Source organism: Thermomonospora cellulosilytica (genome assembly GCF_014138835.1).
Taxonomy (GTDB): Bacteria; Actinomycetota; Actinomycetes; order Streptosporangiales; family Streptosporangiaceae; genus Thermomonospora; species Thermomonospora amylolytica.
The window spans coordinates 1,633,114-1,648,523 of sequence record NZ_JACJII010000001.1 but is presented as its reverse complement, the minus strand read 5'-3'; the positions used below and the strand labels follow the sequence as shown (position 1 = coordinate 1,648,523).

Genomic DNA, 15,410 nt, shown 5'->3' with positions numbered 1-15,410 from the left:
ACGGCGGCCGAAGGACCGCCGCACCACCGAGGAGGAACACCCCCATGAGATCCGCCATCCTGCTCGCCGGAATCTCCCTCGCCGCCCTGACCGCCACCGCCGCCCCCGCCCACGCCGCCACCGGCCTGGTCGACGGCTCCGTCACCGCCAGCGGCACCACCTGCTCCTGGACCAACGCGACCACCAGCGACGTGCCGCCGAACACGCTGACCGTCGACCACACCACGGTCCGCCCCACCTGCGACGGCAGCGTCACCGTCACCCTCTCCGCCAGCCCCACGGTCACGTTCAACGACGCGGCCGGAACGGCCTCGTCCCCGCGGATCGACGTCAGCGCCACCGCCCCGATCGTGGGGACCTGCACGTACCGGGTGACGAACGCGACGGTGACCCGCCAGGGCACGGGACGCACCTACACCGGCAGCGGCCTGACCGCCACCGAGACCTCCAACCGGTTCCTGTGCCCCGACACCCAGACCATCGACTCGGTCAGCTTCACCTTCCACTGATCCCCTTCACCCCGTGGCCCCTGGGGTCGCACGGCCTCAGGGCCACGCGCCCCCGTGAACGAACGCTTCGCTCACGGAACGCCTTGCGGGGTCTCCGGGTCTGCGGCCCGGAGGCCCCGCCTCCCTCTCAGGAGTGAGCCGGGTCCTTGCGGGTGCGCGGACGGCCACGCGTTCGGGCCGGTGCTGCTGGGGCTGCGGCGGCTGCAGGGCTCCAGGGCCGCCGATGTCGCCGCCGTCGTGGGGCTCGCCGGTCTGGTCCCGTTCGTCCGGGTGGCGGTCGTGGACCTGATCGTGGGCGTCCGGGCGGCCGACCGCGCCGAGATGGACGCGCTGTCCGAGCAGTACGACGACATCCCCGGCGCGCTCTACTGGGAGGCCGGGCCGCTGCTGTTCCAGATCGGGCTGTTCGCGCTGCTGGTCCTGCTCGCCGTGGGCCGGCGGGTCCCGGCGTGGAGCCCGGTGGCGCTGGTCCTCGGCTTCGCGGCCCTCATGGCCGACCTGGACCTGCTGCCGCTGGGGGCTCTGCTGTTCGGCGTCGCGCTCGGCCCGGTCGTCAGGACGCCTCGTCGGGTGTCAGCCGCCAGTACCCGTACGGGTTGAAGAAGAAGTCGTCCTCGTCGTACCGCCGGCACTCGCGGCGGCGCAGGATCCAGCGGGGGGCATCGGGGGCGAGCCGGAAGCCCTCGCCGTCCCGCATCTCCTGGGCGCGCCGTTCCGTCATCAGGTAGATCGCGAGGGCGTCCATCAGCTCCACCTGGTCGGGCCCGACCGCGTCGGGGTCGTCGATCTCCAACTCCACGTCGGGGTGGCCCAGCAGGTGCATGCCGCAGCTGTAGAGGTGGCCTCCGTCGAGGATCGGCCGCTTGACCCAGGCATGGGCGAGCACGACGGCCTGCTCCTCGTCGCCGGGCTCGGCCGCAGACCGGCGGGCCAGGTCCAGCCACTGGGCGCGGCCGTGCGCCAGCCCGTTGCTCTCGTTCTTGGCGGCCGTGGCCCCGGCCTCCAGCAGCGCGGCCGTCACCTGCAGCGTCATCCGCGACACTGCGGCCGAGGTGCCCGCCGTCATCGGCGGGGACAGCACGTACGCGACGGTGTCGTGCTCCTCCACCGCCCGCCAGTCCTGCTCGGTGAACGTCGCGGCGGCCATGCACGCCTCGAACGCCCGGGGCATCCGCGGGTCGGGCTCGTTGGCCGAGTACTCCCGGTCCATCGTGAAGCCGGACCCGGTCTCACGGACGACGTCCTCGACCACGTCCAGATCCAGGCCCTTCCCGAGCACACAGACGACATGACGGGGCCGCACCTCACTGATCATCCGAGCACCCTACAGCGGCAGCCCCCGTCCGGGTCCCTTCCCTGGACCGCAGAGGGCGCACGAGGAGCCGCAGAGTGCGTTCGTACAGCGGATGTCGTGTCGCTTGATCGCCGCATGGGGCGGCTCCCCGGTAGCCGGGGTAGGAGGACAGGTCCGCCAAGAATTCGGACCGTGTGCCGGAGCGGGATCGACATCGCTCTCCGCCGGCCAGCATCGTCGTGGACATGGAGACCTCATCCTCCGGTGCCGTGCGGACCGGCGCGTTCGACCTGCGGGCCGTTCTGCGCCGCTGGCCGAGCCTGCTCGGGCTGACGGCCGCGGTCCTGTCGCTGGCGACCGGCGTGAACCGTGAATCGGTCGCGATCGTGGTCTGCGTGGCCGCCCTGTGCTACCTGGGCGCCGCCGCGTCGCGCAGGCCGTGGGTCGCGTGGGCGGGGATCGTCGGCGGCAGCCTGGTGGTGGTCGTCAGCGAGCTGGCGGGACTGGTGTGGTGGGCGGGTGTCGGTGTCGCCGCACTCGCCCTGGTCGTCGGCGGTCTCCTCGGCCGGGTGCCCCGGCTCGCCCTCACGGCCCAGACCGCCGCGCTGGCCGGGTTCGGCGGCCTGGCGGTGGCCGCGCTGTTCCCGGCTCCGCGCGTCGGCCTGGCGTTGGTGGGCGTCGTGCTGGTGAGCCATGCCGGGTGGGATCTGGTCCACTACCGGCGCGACCAGGTGGTGCCCCGGTCCCTGGCGGAGTTCTGCATGCTGCTGGACGTGCCGCTGGGCGTCGGAGCCGTGATCCTCGCGGTCACCGGCTGACCGCGGCATCACCAGGCGCCGGACGCGCCGAGCCGGGAGGCCTGTAGGGGAGCAGAGCTGGGCGTGGAGGGTCTGCTCGGCCCAGCGACGCCAGCGGTCGGGAGACCAGCGGCGCTCGCGGACGAACGCCGGTCCTCATCGCCGTCAGGTGGGGAGGGCGGCCACGGCGGTGGCGTAGAGGCGGATCGGGTCGTCGGGAGGCGCGGTCAGACCCGGGAGGGGGCGGAGGTCGCGGGCGTATGGGAGGAGGGCGGCGAAGACCTCGGCGGCGTTCACGGGGCGGGCGGCGGGGTTTTTGGCCAGCAGGGTCACTACGAGGTCCTGGAGAGGGGCGGGGATGCCGGGGCGGTGGCGTCCGGGTGAGACGGGGGATTCGGTCTGGTGGCGGCCGATTTCCTTGAAGGGGGAGGGGTCCTGGAAGACGCGGCGGCCGGTGAGCAGCTCGTACAACAGGCAGCCGACCGCGTACAGGTCGCTGCGTACGTCGGCCTTGGTGTGACCGTCGAGTTCTGGGGCCATGTAGAAGAGCGAGCCCGGTACCTCGCCGGGCTGGGTGATGGCGGAGAACTCCGACACGTCGACGGCCGTCGCGACGCCGAAGTCCAGGATCTTCACGGTCCCGTTGGGCGCGAGCACCACGTTGGCCGGAGTGAGGTCCCGATGGATCAGCCCCGCTTGGTGGGCGGCCGCCAGCGCAGCGCACAGTTGCGCGCCGATCACCGCCGCCCAGGGCACGGGCAGCAGGTCATCACCGCGCTCGGCGATGAGATCGCGCAGCCCCATGGCGCCCTCGACCAGTTCCATGACGATGAACAGGTCGTCGCCGTGCGGGCCGAAGTCGTACAGGGCGGGTATGCCGGGATGCCGCAGCCGCGCCAGGATCCGGGCCTCCCGGTAGAAGCGGCGCCGCCCCGCCTGCACATCGGCGCCCGGCACCTGGCGGATCAGCTTGATCGCGACGGTCCGGTTGAGCCGGGTGTCGGCGCCCTCCCAGATCTCCCCCATGCCGCCGATGCCGAGCGGGGTCCGCTGCACATACCGGTCCGCGATCTTCACCCGTGCCCTCCCCACACCACCGAGACGCTCCAGTGTCCCGTGTCCGGCCTGGACGCCGAAATCCCGACGGGCGGGCGGTCAGCGGGCCGGCAGGAACGGGCTGGGGGCGCCGGTCCAGGTGATCAGGAGGGTGTCGCGGGCCCGGGTGGCGGCCACGAAGATCAGGGAGCGGGCCCGCTGGAGTTCACGGCGGTGGCGGGCCGGGTCGGTGTGCTCGTACTGGCGTACGTAGGCCGGAGGGATGTGGTCCGCATCGACCCCGGCGATGATCATGTGCTGGTATTCCAGGCCCTTGAAGCGGTGCATGGTGCCGACGTGGACGACGTCGTCGAGCCTGGGGCCGTCCGAACCGATGGCGGCGGCGGGGATGCCGGCGCGGGCGAGACGGCCCTCCACGGCCGGGACCATGTGACGTTCGGGGACGCAGACGGCGATGGAGGGGGCGGGACCGTCGATCAGGGCGGCGACGTGCTCGGCAATGTGGTCGAGTTCCTCCTCCCAGGTGCCGAAGCCGCGGAAGACGGGGCGCGGGCCGCGCAGCAGGGAGCGGTAGCCGTTCAGGTCGTCGGTGCCGTCGTCGAGGTCGTCCCAGGACTCCTCGCCGAGCAGTCCGAGGGCGTGGCCGAGGATCTCGTGGGTGGTGCGGTAGCTGAGGGTGAGCCGGGCCGAACGGCCGCGGATGTTGATGCCGAGGCTGCCCAGCGACACCACGTTGTCGTAGATCCGCTGGTGGGTGTCGCCGACGATGAACAGGTCGTCGGGACCTTCGGGGACCATGGCGCGCAGCATCTTCCAGTGGGCGGCCGACAGGTCCTGCGCCTCGTCGACGACGGCGTGGCGGTAACGGTGGCGCATGAGGGCGGCGGAGGTGTCGGCCATGTGGATGTTGCCCGCGGACTCCTGGTACGCCCTGATCTTGGCGAGGCGGGCGATCTCCAAGCGGGCGGCGCGTTCGGCGACCTGGCGGTAGGTCCACAGGTTCTTCTCGTCGAGCCGCAGGACGAACTTCTCCACCAGCCGCCAGATCTCCGCCCGCTGGGCGCGGCCGATGGTGCGGCCCCGGCCGGCGCGGCGGACGCGGAAGTAGTCGGTGCGCGAGTTGATGGCGTGGCCGAGGATGATGTGGGTCCATTCGGCGTGCAGGAACTCGGCGTCCCAGCGGGTCTCGCCGAGTTCGGTGAGCATGGCCCGCCATTCGTCGAGCGCCTTGGCGTCGTCGATCCAGCGCCGCCGCCCGCCCGGCTCCGACTCGGTGACGATCTTGGTGGCGAGCTTGTCGATGTTGACGATGTCGACCCGGGCGACCGTCTCTGGACCGCCCAGGTCCAGCAGCCGCTTGCGCAGGTCGGCGGCGAGGTTGACGTTGAAGGTGGTGAGCAGGACGGGCTTGTCGTCACCGGGCGGCAGCCGGTCCACCAGGTGCTTGACGCGGTGCAGCGCCACGATGGTCTTGCCGGTGCCGGGACCGCCGCTGACCCGGGCGGGGCCGTTGTAGGAGCGTTCGACGAGCCTGCGCTGGGTGGGGTGCAGGAACACCTTCCATTTGGCGAACTCGCCCTCGATGACCTGCTGCAGGTCGGTGTCCTCGGTGGTGACGCGGGTGGCGGGCCGGGCCAACGCGGCGGTGTAGTCCTCGGTGTCGATCTCCTCGTCCGGGCTGACCGGCCGGGTGATCTCCTCCAGCACCTCCTCGTAGGAACAACCCTCGTACAGCGCCAGCAGCACCTCGGTGGTGTGCGCGGGCGCGTACTCGCACAGCCCGAGCAGTTCCTCCTCGGTAGTGATCTTCCGGATCAGCGGCAGCAGCGGCGCGGCCACGCCGAGGTCGAGCAGTTGCCCGTCGGTGAACGCGGCGAACAACGGCTCGGGGGCGGCGGGGGCCCGGATCGGCTCGGGGGGCGGCGGCGGGGGCGAGGCCAGGCTCTGCTCGGCCGTCACCAGGTCCACGAACTCGATCGCGCCGGTGACCTCGTTGATCTGGTACCGGTAGCGCTCGAGGTTGTCGTAGACGTCCCTGCGGTGCCGGACGGCGACGAGCACGTAGTCCCGGTCGCCGACGTGCAGCAGCAGTGCCCGGTAGTCGGAGGTGACGCGGGCCGAGAACAGCCGCGAGTCGCCCTGGAGCCGCTTGAGCTGCAGCCCGGGCGCGTCGGGATTCTTGCGGAACTTGTGCTGGAACTCGTAGATGGCGCCCTTGACGATCCTGGGGAGCTTCTGGATCTCCTTGTCGGCCTGGTAGAGCAGCCGCAGCGTCGCCTCGCCCTGCATCACGCACTCCCCGTCATGATCCGTTCGGCCAGTTCGTCGGGCCGCCACAGCCGCGCCGCCCGGATCTCCCAGCCGGCCTGGGCGTAGGCGCGGTACCGGTCGGTGGCCTCCTGGTCGTTGCCGGACAGCACCACGGCGACCTTGGCGTCCGGCCAGGCCATCTCCGCCTGCCACCCCTGCTCGCCCAGCTCGTGGCCCACCTCGGGAACGGGGACGCCGCGTTCCATCAGCTCCCACGCCAGGGCGGCCAGGCCGGGTTCGTCGGGGTCGAGCAGGTCGAGCGCCTCGGCCCATCCAGGATCGGCGGCATCGCCCGCCGGAGCCGGTCCGGGCGGGGGCTCGGGTGCGTCCACGACGGTGAGCGCCGCGTCCGGCGGTTCCTCCTCATCGGCCTCGGAAGACTCGGCGGGCTCGGAGGGCGCGTCGAGGACCGGTTCCTCACCGAGTTCCTCCGGGTCAAGCCGCTGCATGCCCAGCGAGCTGAGCAGCCCGGCGCCGCCGATGACGGCCAGCGCCGAGGGGTCGAACGCGTCCAGCGCGGTGTGGGCGAGCTGCCCACCGTCGCCGTCCCCGTGAGTGAGGAACTGCAGCAGGTTCCCCCAGTACAGCCAGGCCTTCCACCGGCGCTTGTGCGCCTCGGCCTCGGCCTCGATGACCGAGGTGCGGTCGTCGATGACGGCGAAGCCGCTCCACGCCTGGGTCCGCAGGTCGGCCAGGACGACCAGCGGGCACCCGGACCGGTCGGTCGTCCGCACCAGGATCAGGTCGCCGGCCGTCGGTCCCGGCAGCGGCTCGCCGCGCAGCGCGGCCGTCATCCGTTCGCCGAGGCCGTCGGCCCCGCAGCGCAGTTGCTCGGCACCGGGTGCGACCAGCCCGGCGACGGCCGCCTCGGTCCGGCGCCGCCACCGCTGCGCGTCCGGGTCGCTCAGGAACGCCAGCAAGGTCCGCACCGGGCTGGTCCAGATCAGCCCGGCCAGCTCGGCGGGGTCGCCGCCGTACTGCCGGTAGATGTCCCGGGCCTGCTGCTGCCCATTGCCCAGGTACGGCTCCCAGACGGGCTGCTCGGGCGCCATACCGGTCTCCCACTCCCGGATGTCGTCCCAGGTGAGCTGGAAGACCACGATCCCGTGCGCGCGAAGCCGGTCCCGTTTGGCGGCATCGCCGGCGAGCCGGTTGGTCGAGGGCGCGGCATGGTACTCGTAGCCGTCCAGGTAGACCGCGATCTCCAGCGGGGCGGCGTCCAGCCGCCGGAACCGCACGTCCGGCCGGGTGCCCTGCACCGGCTTCTGCAGGATGACCTGCCAGTGCACCACCGACCCGTCGGGCCCGGTGATCCGCAGGTCGGCGGTGCGGCGGTCGTCGACCAGCCCGCCGGGCCCGAGTGCCCGCCCGGCCCCGGGTTCGGCGGCCCAGCGGGCCAGCCCGGCCAGGAAGCGGGCCTCCAGTTCGCTCTCCACCTGATCCCACAGGGAGATGTCGTCGGTGCTGGCGATCGGCGCGGTGCGCCAGCCGTCGAGGAGTTCGCGCAGCATCTCGACGGCCAGGCCACGGTCGGCGTGGGCGAACTCCTCGTCGGAGGCGTGCGCGAGCAGGCAGCGGTGGCAGGCGGGCCGGTCCTGCTCCTCGGCGCACGGGCAGTTCTCGACCACCGCCAGGGCGTGCTCCAGCACCTCCCGGAAGCCGGCCTCGGTGGACATGCGGTGCAGGTAGCCGGTTCCGCCGGGCAGCGTGTCGTACAACACCAGGAACCGCCGGCGGTGCCCGCTGTGGTGCAGGTGGTCGGGCATGGTGGCGGTGACGACGTCCAGGTGCGCCGGGTCGCCGCCGTACTTGCGCGCCACGCCGGCCATCAGCGCGGTCTTCAGCGAGGTGAGGCGTTCGGGGATGCGGGTGGTGGCGACCGGCACCAGGATCCGCAGCGCCTCGGTCTCCAGTTCGTGGGCCAGGATCAGCTCGACGTGCTCGACCTCCCCCCCGCGCCGCTGCGGGCACCACGGCCGGTGGTGGCTGTGGGAGCCGTCGTAGGAGGACGTGCCTGTCAGGCGGCGCTGCTGGTCGCCGGGCGGCCCGTCGGCGGTGGCCCCGCCGCAGCCGGTGCACACCGCGAACGGGGAGATCCGCACGGTCTCCCCGGCGAACTCCCGGTCGGCAGGCCGCTCCATGGTCAGCGGGCCGAGGTTGAAATGCCGGATCAGGGCGCGGCGGGTGAAGTCCACCCCGAAGGTCCGCCCGGCGTGCCGCCACGACCCCGGTGCGATGTGCTCGGCCGGAACGTCCACCGCCACGGCCACCTGGTAGTGGCGGCGCTGCCGTTCGTCGTGGTCGTCGCGGATGCGGGCGTCGTCGCGCCGGTCGTGCGCGGTGACCTTGGTGGGCACCAGCACCGTGTGCAGGGCGCCGCGGTCTCCGATCATGTGGTTGCGGCAGCGCGGGCAGGGGCTGTGGTCCTCGAGCGCCGCGGTGGTACGGACGTGGCCGCATTCCTGGCAGATGCGCCACTGCTCGTAGGCGGGCCGCTGCGGGGTGCCGATGTCCAGGCCGCTGATGGTGTGCCGATAGCCGCGGATATAGAAGCTGTTGCCGGGCGCCAGTTCGGTGAGGGCCAGACGGGCCGAGCGCTCGTACTCGCGCAGTTCGCTGTGGTAGCGCCGGTCCTCGCCGTCGTCGGCGCGGTCCTCCCAGGTGAGGGTGGCTTCCAGGGCAGTGGGCGTGTCGATCAGCGAGTAGTTGGGCAGCAGGGACAGCTCCACCAGGGTGCCGTGCGCGTCGCGGCGGCCGATCTCGCCGATCCGCCGCTGCACGGCGCGCAGTTCGGCGGTCAGTTCGCGGCGGCGGGCGCGCTGCTGCGGGTCGGACTCGACCAGCGCGTCGATCGCGGTCCGGATGACGCCGATCCGGGCGCGCAGGTCGTCGAGCCGTTCGGTCCACCGGCGCTCAGCGCGGTCGGCAGCCGTGCGCAGCCCGGCGGTGGCGAAGTGCCGGAGCCGGTCGGCGGCCTCGGCGGTCACGCCGCGTTCGGCGTCGCCGGAGACCGGTCCGAACAGCGCCAGGAAGCGCTCGGCCAGTTCCGCACCCCGGGCGACGGCCGCCTCGGTGAACGTCCGCAACCAGCCCGACTCCCCGAACAGCGCGGAGGTCAGGCGGGGCAGCGGCAGGACACCAGGGATCGCGTCGCGCGCCGCCAGGTCCACCAGGTGCGCGACGTACTGGCGCTGCAGGATCTCCACCGCCGACAGGTGGCAGCCGGGCGGCACGATCTCCCCGGCGATCATCTCGCGGGGTTCGGCGAGGTAGTAGCGGTCGCGGGCGCGGCGGCCGACGAACGTCAGCAGCAGGGCGTTGCCGGTGGCCCGCCCGGCGCGTCCGGCCCGCTGCACGTAGTTGGCCGGGCCGTGCGGCAGCGAGGCCAGGATGACGGCGGACAGGTCGCCGATGTCGATGCCCAGTTCCAGCGTCGGCGTGCAGGCCAGCACGTTCGGGTCGCTGTAGCGGATGCCGTCACGGAACTCGCGCTCGACCTTCTCCCGCTGCGGCCGGGTCAGCGCCCCGGTGTGCTCGGCGGTGATCACGCGGAACGGCTCGGCGCCGCGGTACAGGCTCCGGTAGTAGTCGCCGGTGAACCGGTCGTCGGCGTTGACCTCCAGCCGCCCGGTGCAGCGGTAGCGGGGGCACGGCGCGTGCAGCCATTCCCGCATCCGGGCGGGGTGGACGGTCTGCTTCCAGTTGCAGACGGTGCAGTGCACCCCTGCTTCCGGCACCTGCTCGTCACCCAGCCGCCATACCTGAACATGACCGGGCAGCAGCCCGTACACCCTGGTGGTGCCGTCCCCGGCGGTGCGGCGGGCCAGAACGCCCTCATCCACGAGCACGTCCAGCAGCCGGCCGAGGTAGCGGGTGGCGTCGCCGGCGTCGAGGCCCAGGCAGCGGGCGGTCCAGTCCTGGTACCAGTTGCCGCGCCCGGCGAGGGAGTCGAACTCGCTGCGTTCCTTGCGACCGCCGAGCAGGAACCGCGGCGCGGGCAGGCCGTCGGGAAACGCGGGCATGCCGTCGGGCCGCCTGCCCCAGATGGTCGTGTACCGCCGGGTCCCGGCGGCGGTGATCCAGGGGTCCAGCCAGCGGTGCTTGATGCCGCCGCGCATGCGCAGGCGTTCCAGCAGGCCCCGCACGTACGTGACGTAGGCGCCCTCGTCGGGCAGCGGCCCGAGCCGGGCGGCGGTGGCCTGGTGCAGGTCGCGGGCGATCAGGGCGATGCGCTCGGGCTCGTCGAGGATCACCTCGGCGGCGGCGGTGCGGGTGAGCTCCAAGGTGCGGCCCTGCCGGGAGCGCAGCCCGAACTCCAGGACCGCCCCGAACGCCAGCCGCTCCCCGATCAGGTCCCAGGTGCGGGCCGAGCCCTCAGACTCCCCGGCCAGCAGTGCGTCCACGTCCTGGCGGTCGTGCAGGTCCGGCGGGACCACCGCGGGCAGGTACCGGGGGTCGCCGGCGGTCTTGACCGCTTCGGAGATCAGCTCGTTGAGCGGCACGGGCCGGTCGTCGTCGAGCGCGGAGGCCAGCAGCAGCCGCAGCGAGAATCCGTAGGACCGGTTGGCGACGAACCCGGCTCGATGCGCGGCGTCCTGTACCGAGTCGTTGAAGACCAGGGTCTTGCGCCGCTCGGGTTCGAGTTGTCCGCCGGTGAACAGCTCGGTGATCGCGACGGAGGCGAGCGCGGCCAGGCCGGAGCCCAGGAAGCGGGTGCCTTCGTCCATCCCGCAGGCGGGGCAGCGTTCCTTCTCGGCGGCGCGGTGGCCCTCGGCGTCGTGTCTGATGTCGGTGAGGACGAACACGTCGCGGGTGTCCGGTCCGCCGTCCCGTTCGGGGTCCAGCGGGCGCAGCCGCGCCCCGTTCGCCTCCAGGACGAGCACGTCGGGGCCGGGCCGCCCGGCGATCCGGTCGGCGACCTCGTCGGGCGTCGCGGTGATCATCGGGCGGACGAACCGCCGGTCGGTGATCCCGTACCGGTAGATGCGGTCGGGGTCGGTGACCAGTTCCTCGGGGGTCCGCATCGGGGAGATCGCGGCCCAGCCGGAGCGTCCGCAGTGCCGGCAGTAGACGGCGGGCAGCATGGTCCGGCCCGCCGCCCCGGCGGTGGTGGTGTCGGCGTCCGCGGGCGGAGGCTCCCCGAACCAGCCGAACGACGGCCTGGGGCCGACCGCCCGCAGCAGCCGCGACACCGACCGCACCCACAGGTGGGTCTCGACGTGCACGAGCGGGGCTCTGCCGGCCGGGTCGAGAGGGTGGCGGGCGATCGACAGCAGTGCCACGAACCGGGCCAGCGCGGTGGCGGCCTGCCGGGGCGACAGCCGGATCGCGGTGCCCCAGTTGTAGGCGCCCCTGCGGGGCAGCAGTTCGAGGATCTCCTCGTAGGTGTGGGGGCGGCCGTCGAGGACCTCCAGGACGGCGACGGTGAGGATGTGCCGCCGCAGCAGCCTGCCGAGTTCCGCGGGGGTCAGGTCGTCGCGTCCGGTGACCGCCGCCATGATGCGGCCCATGGCGGCCGGGTCGTCGTGCGGGTCGGGGACCGCGGCCAGTTCCTGCGGGTCCGGCAGCGGCAGGGTGTAGTCGATGGCCTCGATGAACTCCTCGACGGTCTGGCGTTCCTCGCCGATCACCGAGTCGGCGGGGAAGGGCGTTCCGAACACGGTCTCGGCGACCGCCCGGATCTGCTCGCCGTCCCCGCCCGCGCCGAGGGTCGCGCTGGTGGCGACGGGGCAGATCCGCCCGAGGGGACGGCCGGGCTCGGCGTGCCCGGTGGCCGCCGCGAGCCGCCGCAGCAGCATCGCCACGTCAGTGCCCTGCGCCCCGTCGTAGGTGTGGAACTCGTCCACCACCACGTACGCCAGGTCGGCGCCCTCCCACAGCGGGAGGTCGTCGGCCCGCTGGAGCAGCAGGTCGAGCATCTTGTAGTTGGTGATGAGGATGTCGGGCCGGGCCCGGCGGATCTCGGTTCGCCGCGTCATCACCCGCGGGTGCTCGGTGTCGGGGGTGTCGCCGATGTAGAGCCCGGCGGTCACCTCCCCCATCCCGTCGAGGCCGAGGAGGCCGTCGATCCTCTGGGCCTGGTCGGTGGCGAGCGCGTTCATCGGATAGAGCAGAACGGCCTTGACGCCGGTCTTTCCGCGCCGCCGTTCGCGCCGGCAGTGGTCGAGGACGGGCAACAGGAAGGACTCGGTCTTGCCCGACCCGGTGCCGGTCGTGATCAGCGTCGGCTCTGCCGGGCCGTGCAGGGTGCCGAGCCGCCGGAACGCGCGGGCCTGGTGCCGGTAAGGCCGGAACCCCTCCGGCGCCCACTCCAGCCATCGCCGCCAGTCGCCGTCCTCGGTGCGGAACGGGGTGCGGATCCGCAGGTACGGCCCCCGGAAGATGCCCTGCTCGGGGTCGTTGAGGAATCTCTCCAGCCCGTCGCGCACCTGGTCGTCGGCCAGCGCGAACGTGGTGGTCAGGTACTGCGTCAGGTTCCGCCGGATCTCCTCGGCGGCAAGAGTCGGCCTCACCTACCGCCCCCCTCCGTCCCGGCATCCTATAGATCCCGTCAAGGAGTCATCAGGAACGCGGCACACCGTGGCCGCCATCGGCCACGGCGATCATGCCGGTGCTGTGCGCCGATGCGGCGCCACGGCAGGCGGCGGCCCCCGATCAATTACCGTTCATCGTGGTGCCCCAAAATGTGCGACGATCCACGCGACTCGCCCGATGGTTTCGGGCAGACTACGGACACGGCTCGCCCACGTCCTAAGGAGAACCGTCCTCATGCCCCGTGCCGATGCGCCACCGGGAGACGACTGCATTCTCTGCCGGAGAGATGATCCGAGATTCAACCGGATCATGTGCGAGAATACGACGTTCTTCGTCAGGCACGACAACTATCCCTCGGCTCCGGGTCATGTGGAGCTGGTGCCCAAAAGGCACATCGAGTCCTTCTTCGATCTGACCGACCAGGAACTCACCGACTTCTACGCGCTGCTGCTGCAGGCGCGGAAGATCCTGGTCGAGGAGTACGACCCGCCGCACGGCTACACGATCGGCGTGAACGAGGGCCGTGCCGCCGGACGCAGCATCGACCACCTGCACGTCCACCTGATCCCGCGTTACTTCGGCGACGTCGACGATCCGCGCGGCGGCATCCGCCAGGCCACACCGAACTGGGATCCCGACAGCTGGCGGTAGCCGGCCTCACTTGCGGCCCAGCGCCACGAACCAGTCCCGCCGTCCGGCGTCGTGGACGCGCACCCGCCGAAAGCCCGCCTGTGCCATCCGGTCGGCGAAGCCGTCCGGAGTGACCAGCGTGAACCAGCGGCGCCCCGCCAGGGTGCCGCCCTCCCGCCAGTCCTCGCCGGTTCCCGCACGCATGCTGATGGCGGCCATCCCGCCGGGCGCCAGCGTCCGCCGGATCTCCTCCAGGGCCACCGGGATCTTCGCCGACGGCAGGTGCAGCAGGCTGCCGGAGGCCCAGGTGCCGGCGAACCGGTCGTCGGCGAACGGCAGGTCGAGGATGTTCAGCCGGACGAAGCCCAGCCTGCCGTCCCGGCCGGCCGAACGCGAGCGCGCGCAGCGCAGCATCGAGGGGGCGTAGTCCCCGGCGACGACCCGCCGGCCGAGATCGGCCAGCATGCGGCTGTCCCGGCCGCCGCCGCAGCCCAGATCGAGCACCGGCAGTCCGGGGGGCAGCGCCTTCTCGAACGCCACCACCTCGTCCCGCAGCCCCGGGAATTTCGCGTAGTCCTCGGTGGCGTCGGCGTATTCCTCCGCCATGGCGTCATAGGTGCCGCATGTCACGGTGGTGACGTCCGGCATATCGCGTGCGGGGTCGGCGCGCCGGCGCGTCTCATACATTGTCGAACCCGTCCTGGCCGATGATCGTGCAGAGCATGTTGAGCTCGTGCCACATCCGGTGACAGTCGAGGTCATCGTAGCCGCGCTCGGCATCGAAACTGACGCATCCGATGAAGCCGCCGCGGGTATTGCGGATCGGGCTGGCGAACACCGCGCCGCGATGTCGATAACGGGTGAAATCGGCCCAGGAGAAGCCCATGACGGCGTCCGGGCCGTTCGCCTGCCGGTAGGCCTCGTAGCTCTGCTCGTCCGGCAGCCGGGCGGCCAGCCGCTCGACGTTCTCGCCCACCTCCTGGTTCCGCCGCCAGCACAGCCCGACGACCCCCACGCCCGGGGTCGGCCGGATGCTCCGGGTGGCCGGGGCCGAGCCGAGCCGGTAGGTGGCGACCCGGATGAGCTCGCCCCGCACCGGGTGCTGCAGGGTGCGCTTCCTGCGCCACACGTGCAGCGCCGGGTCGCTGATGGGCACGCCGGCCGCCGCCGCGAGCGAGACGAGCTGGCCGAAGGCGGTCAGAATCTGCCGCCGCATCGCCACCCGCCGGCCCAGCGTCGCCCGCTGCGCGTAGGTCTCCAGCGGCGACAGCGCGCCGAACACCCCCGCCACGACGATCAGACCGATGACCAGCGCCGCCGTTCCGTTTCCGGAAGAGCTCCACAGCGACTCGGAGGGGAATTCGTACTGTTTGCTCGCCAGTACGACGGTGGCCAGCAGGATCACACTCCGGTCGATGCCGCGCGCCACGTTCGAACGCATCGCCTGCACTCCAATCCGGGTCTTACGGGCAGGCGGAGGGCGTGTTTCAATGTAGCCGACATCACTCCCGAGGACAGCATAGAGCCACCGAATCATGACGTTACGGTCAGCCACAAGCCGCCGAAATGTCATCCCTAACGAAGATTGGCCGATGCCCATGTCCGGACCGGCGGGCGCCTTTTGCGTCGGCGCGGACTTCTGCCAGGAACTGGCCGGCGCGACCGACACCGACTTCAGCCGCACCTACCGGGGGAGCCCGCCGAGCAGGATCATCTGCCGTGGTGACGGACTCTCCCTGCTGGCGGACATGTCGCCGCTCACGGTGGGACACCTGCTGGTGGTCTCCGACGATCATTACCTCAGTTTCGGCGAGGTGATCGCCGATCATGGCCGGCGGGTCACGGACGTCCTCGACCTGATCATCGAGCAGTATCTCGGGACGTTCGGCGAACCGCTCATGATGGAACACGGCTCGTCACCGGTGATGGACGGATCGGCATGCATAACACATGCGCATATTCACCTGCTCCCGCTGCGGCTGGACGATGTGCACCGGGCCATGACCAGGGACGGTCTGGCCGCCACCGAACTGTCCGGCATGATCGATCTGCGCGCTCTCGGGGAACGGCGGCTGCCGTATTTCCTCTGCGCTGACAGGCACCGGCACCGGGTGTATGGTGTGGCGCACCGGATGCGCCGCCAGTACCTGCGTTCCATCGCCGGAGAACTGCTCGGCATCCCTGATCCGGAATGGGATTACGCCGTGGTGATCCGTAAAGAGCTGCTGGAAGTGACCCTGGCCAAAACCGCCGGATGGCGCATCGCCCGGCGTTGAGCCA

Annotated in this window: 11 protein-coding genes; 5 read left to right on the top strand and 6 right to left on the bottom strand. The window is 71.9% G+C overall.

Annotation, left to right across the window (positions count from 1 at the left end):
• The first annotated feature begins 44 nt into the window (after positions 1 to 44).
• Positions 45 to 509, top strand: coding sequence for a hypothetical protein (locus HNR21_RS07960; protein ID WP_182704670.1), 465 nt, complete (start codon positions 45 to 47; stop codon positions 507 to 509).
• Between the two features lie 180 nt (positions 510 to 689).
• Positions 690 to 1,109: a hypothetical protein gene (locus HNR21_RS07955; RefSeq protein ID WP_182704669.1), complete on the top strand. Its 420-nt coding sequence runs from the start codon at positions 690 to 692 to the stop codon at positions 1,107 to 1,109.
• Here the strand turns inward: HNR21_RS07955 and HNR21_RS07950 are convergent.
• Positions 1,063 to 1,824, bottom strand: a complete 762-nt coding sequence (locus tag HNR21_RS07950; RefSeq protein ID WP_182704668.1) for a hypothetical protein — start codon at positions 1,822 to 1,824, stop codon at positions 1,063 to 1,065. The genes HNR21_RS07955 and HNR21_RS07950 overlap by 47 nt on opposite strands.
• Positions 1,825 to 2,048: 224 nt before the next feature.
• On the opposite strand from HNR21_RS07950, the gene HNR21_RS07945 reads away from it, so the two are divergent.
• Complete coding sequence (locus HNR21_RS07945) at positions 2,049 to 2,621, top strand: hypothetical protein (RefSeq protein ID WP_182704667.1); 573 nt, start codon at positions 2,049 to 2,051, stop codon at positions 2,619 to 2,621.
• A gap of 144 nt (positions 2,622 to 2,765) precedes the next feature.
• Here HNR21_RS07945 and HNR21_RS07940 read toward each other — a convergent pair whose 3' ends face one another.
• The 3 genes from HNR21_RS07940 to HNR21_RS07930 form a co-directional block, all read right to left on the bottom strand.
• Entirely contained in the window at positions 2,766 to 3,677 is a 912-nt protein-coding gene (locus tag HNR21_RS07940) for a serine/threonine-protein kinase (protein WP_182704666.1), read from the bottom strand.
• A 78-nt stretch (positions 3,678 to 3,755) separates the two neighbouring features.
• The gene (locus tag HNR21_RS07935; RefSeq protein WP_182704665.1) at positions 3,756 to 5,945 is read right to left on the bottom strand and encodes a UvrD-helicase domain-containing protein; all 2,190 of its coding nucleotides are present in this window, start codon (positions 5,943 to 5,945) and stop codon (positions 3,756 to 3,758) included.
• Positions 5,945 to 12,478, bottom strand: coding sequence for a DEAD/DEAH box helicase (locus HNR21_RS07930; RefSeq protein WP_182704664.1), 6,534 nt, complete (start codon positions 12,476 to 12,478; stop codon positions 5,945 to 5,947). The genes HNR21_RS07935 and HNR21_RS07930 overlap by 1 nt, the downstream gene beginning before the upstream one ends.
• Before the next feature lie 199 nt (positions 12,479 to 12,677).
• On the opposite strand from HNR21_RS07930, the gene HNR21_RS07925 reads away from it, so the two are divergent.
• Complete coding sequence (locus tag HNR21_RS07925) at positions 12,678 to 13,151, top strand: HIT family protein (RefSeq protein ID WP_312881550.1); 474 nt, start codon at positions 12,678 to 12,680, stop codon at positions 13,149 to 13,151.
• A 6-nt stretch (positions 13,152 to 13,157) separates the two neighbouring features.
• On the opposite strand, the gene HNR21_RS07920 is transcribed toward HNR21_RS07925, so the two are convergent.
• Both HNR21_RS07920 and HNR21_RS07915 read right to left on the bottom strand, forming a co-directional pair.
• The gene (locus HNR21_RS07920; RefSeq protein WP_182704662.1) at positions 13,158 to 13,817 is read right to left on the bottom strand and encodes a class I SAM-dependent methyltransferase; all 660 of its coding nucleotides are present in this window, start codon (positions 13,815 to 13,817) and stop codon (positions 13,158 to 13,160) included.
• Entirely contained in the window at positions 13,810 to 14,571 is a 762-nt protein-coding gene (locus HNR21_RS07915) for a hypothetical protein (protein ID WP_182704661.1), read from the bottom strand. Before HNR21_RS07915 ends, HNR21_RS07920 begins: the two co-directional genes overlap by 8 nt.
• Positions 14,572 to 14,722: 151 nt before the next feature.
• Between HNR21_RS07915 and HNR21_RS07910 the strand changes: the two genes are divergently transcribed.
• The gene (locus HNR21_RS07910) at positions 14,723 to 15,406 is read left to right on the top strand and encodes an HIT family protein (protein ID WP_182704660.1); all 684 of its coding nucleotides are present in this window, start codon (positions 14,723 to 14,725) and stop codon (positions 15,404 to 15,406) included.
• Positions 15,407 to 15,410 lie beyond the last annotated feature (4 nt).

What these genes read in the sequence shown, in the direction of transcription:
- HNR21_RS07960 (WP_182704670.1), top strand. Translation starts at nt 45, where the DNA reads ATGAGATCCGCCATCCTGCTCGCCGGAATCTCCCTCGCCGCCCTGACC.
- HNR21_RS07950 (WP_182704668.1), bottom strand. Translation starts at nt 1,824, where the DNA reads ATGATCAGTGAGGTGCGGCCCCGTCATGTCGTCTGTGTGCTCGGGAAG.
- HNR21_RS07945 (WP_182704667.1), top strand. Translation starts at nt 2,049, where the DNA reads ATGGAGACCTCATCCTCCGGTGCCGTGCGGACCGGCGCGTTCGACCTG.
- HNR21_RS07935 (WP_182704665.1), bottom strand. Translation starts at nt 5,945, where the DNA reads ATGCAGGGCGAGGCGACGCTGCGGCTGCTCTACCAGGCCGACAAGGAG.
- HNR21_RS07925 (WP_312881550.1), top strand. Translation starts at nt 12,678, where the DNA reads ATGGTTTCGGGCAGACTACGGACACGGCTCGCCCACGTCCTAAGGAGA.
- HNR21_RS07920 (WP_182704662.1), bottom strand. Translation starts at nt 13,817, where the DNA reads ATGTATGAGACGCGCCGGCGCGCCGACCCCGCACGCGATATGCCGGAC.
- HNR21_RS07915 (WP_182704661.1), bottom strand. Translation starts at nt 14,571, where the DNA reads ATGCGTTCGAACGTGGCGCGCGGCATCGACCGGAGTGTGATCCTGCTG.
- HNR21_RS07910 (WP_182704660.1), top strand. Translation starts at nt 14,723, where the DNA reads ATGCCCATGTCCGGACCGGCGGGCGCCTTTTGCGTCGGCGCGGACTTC.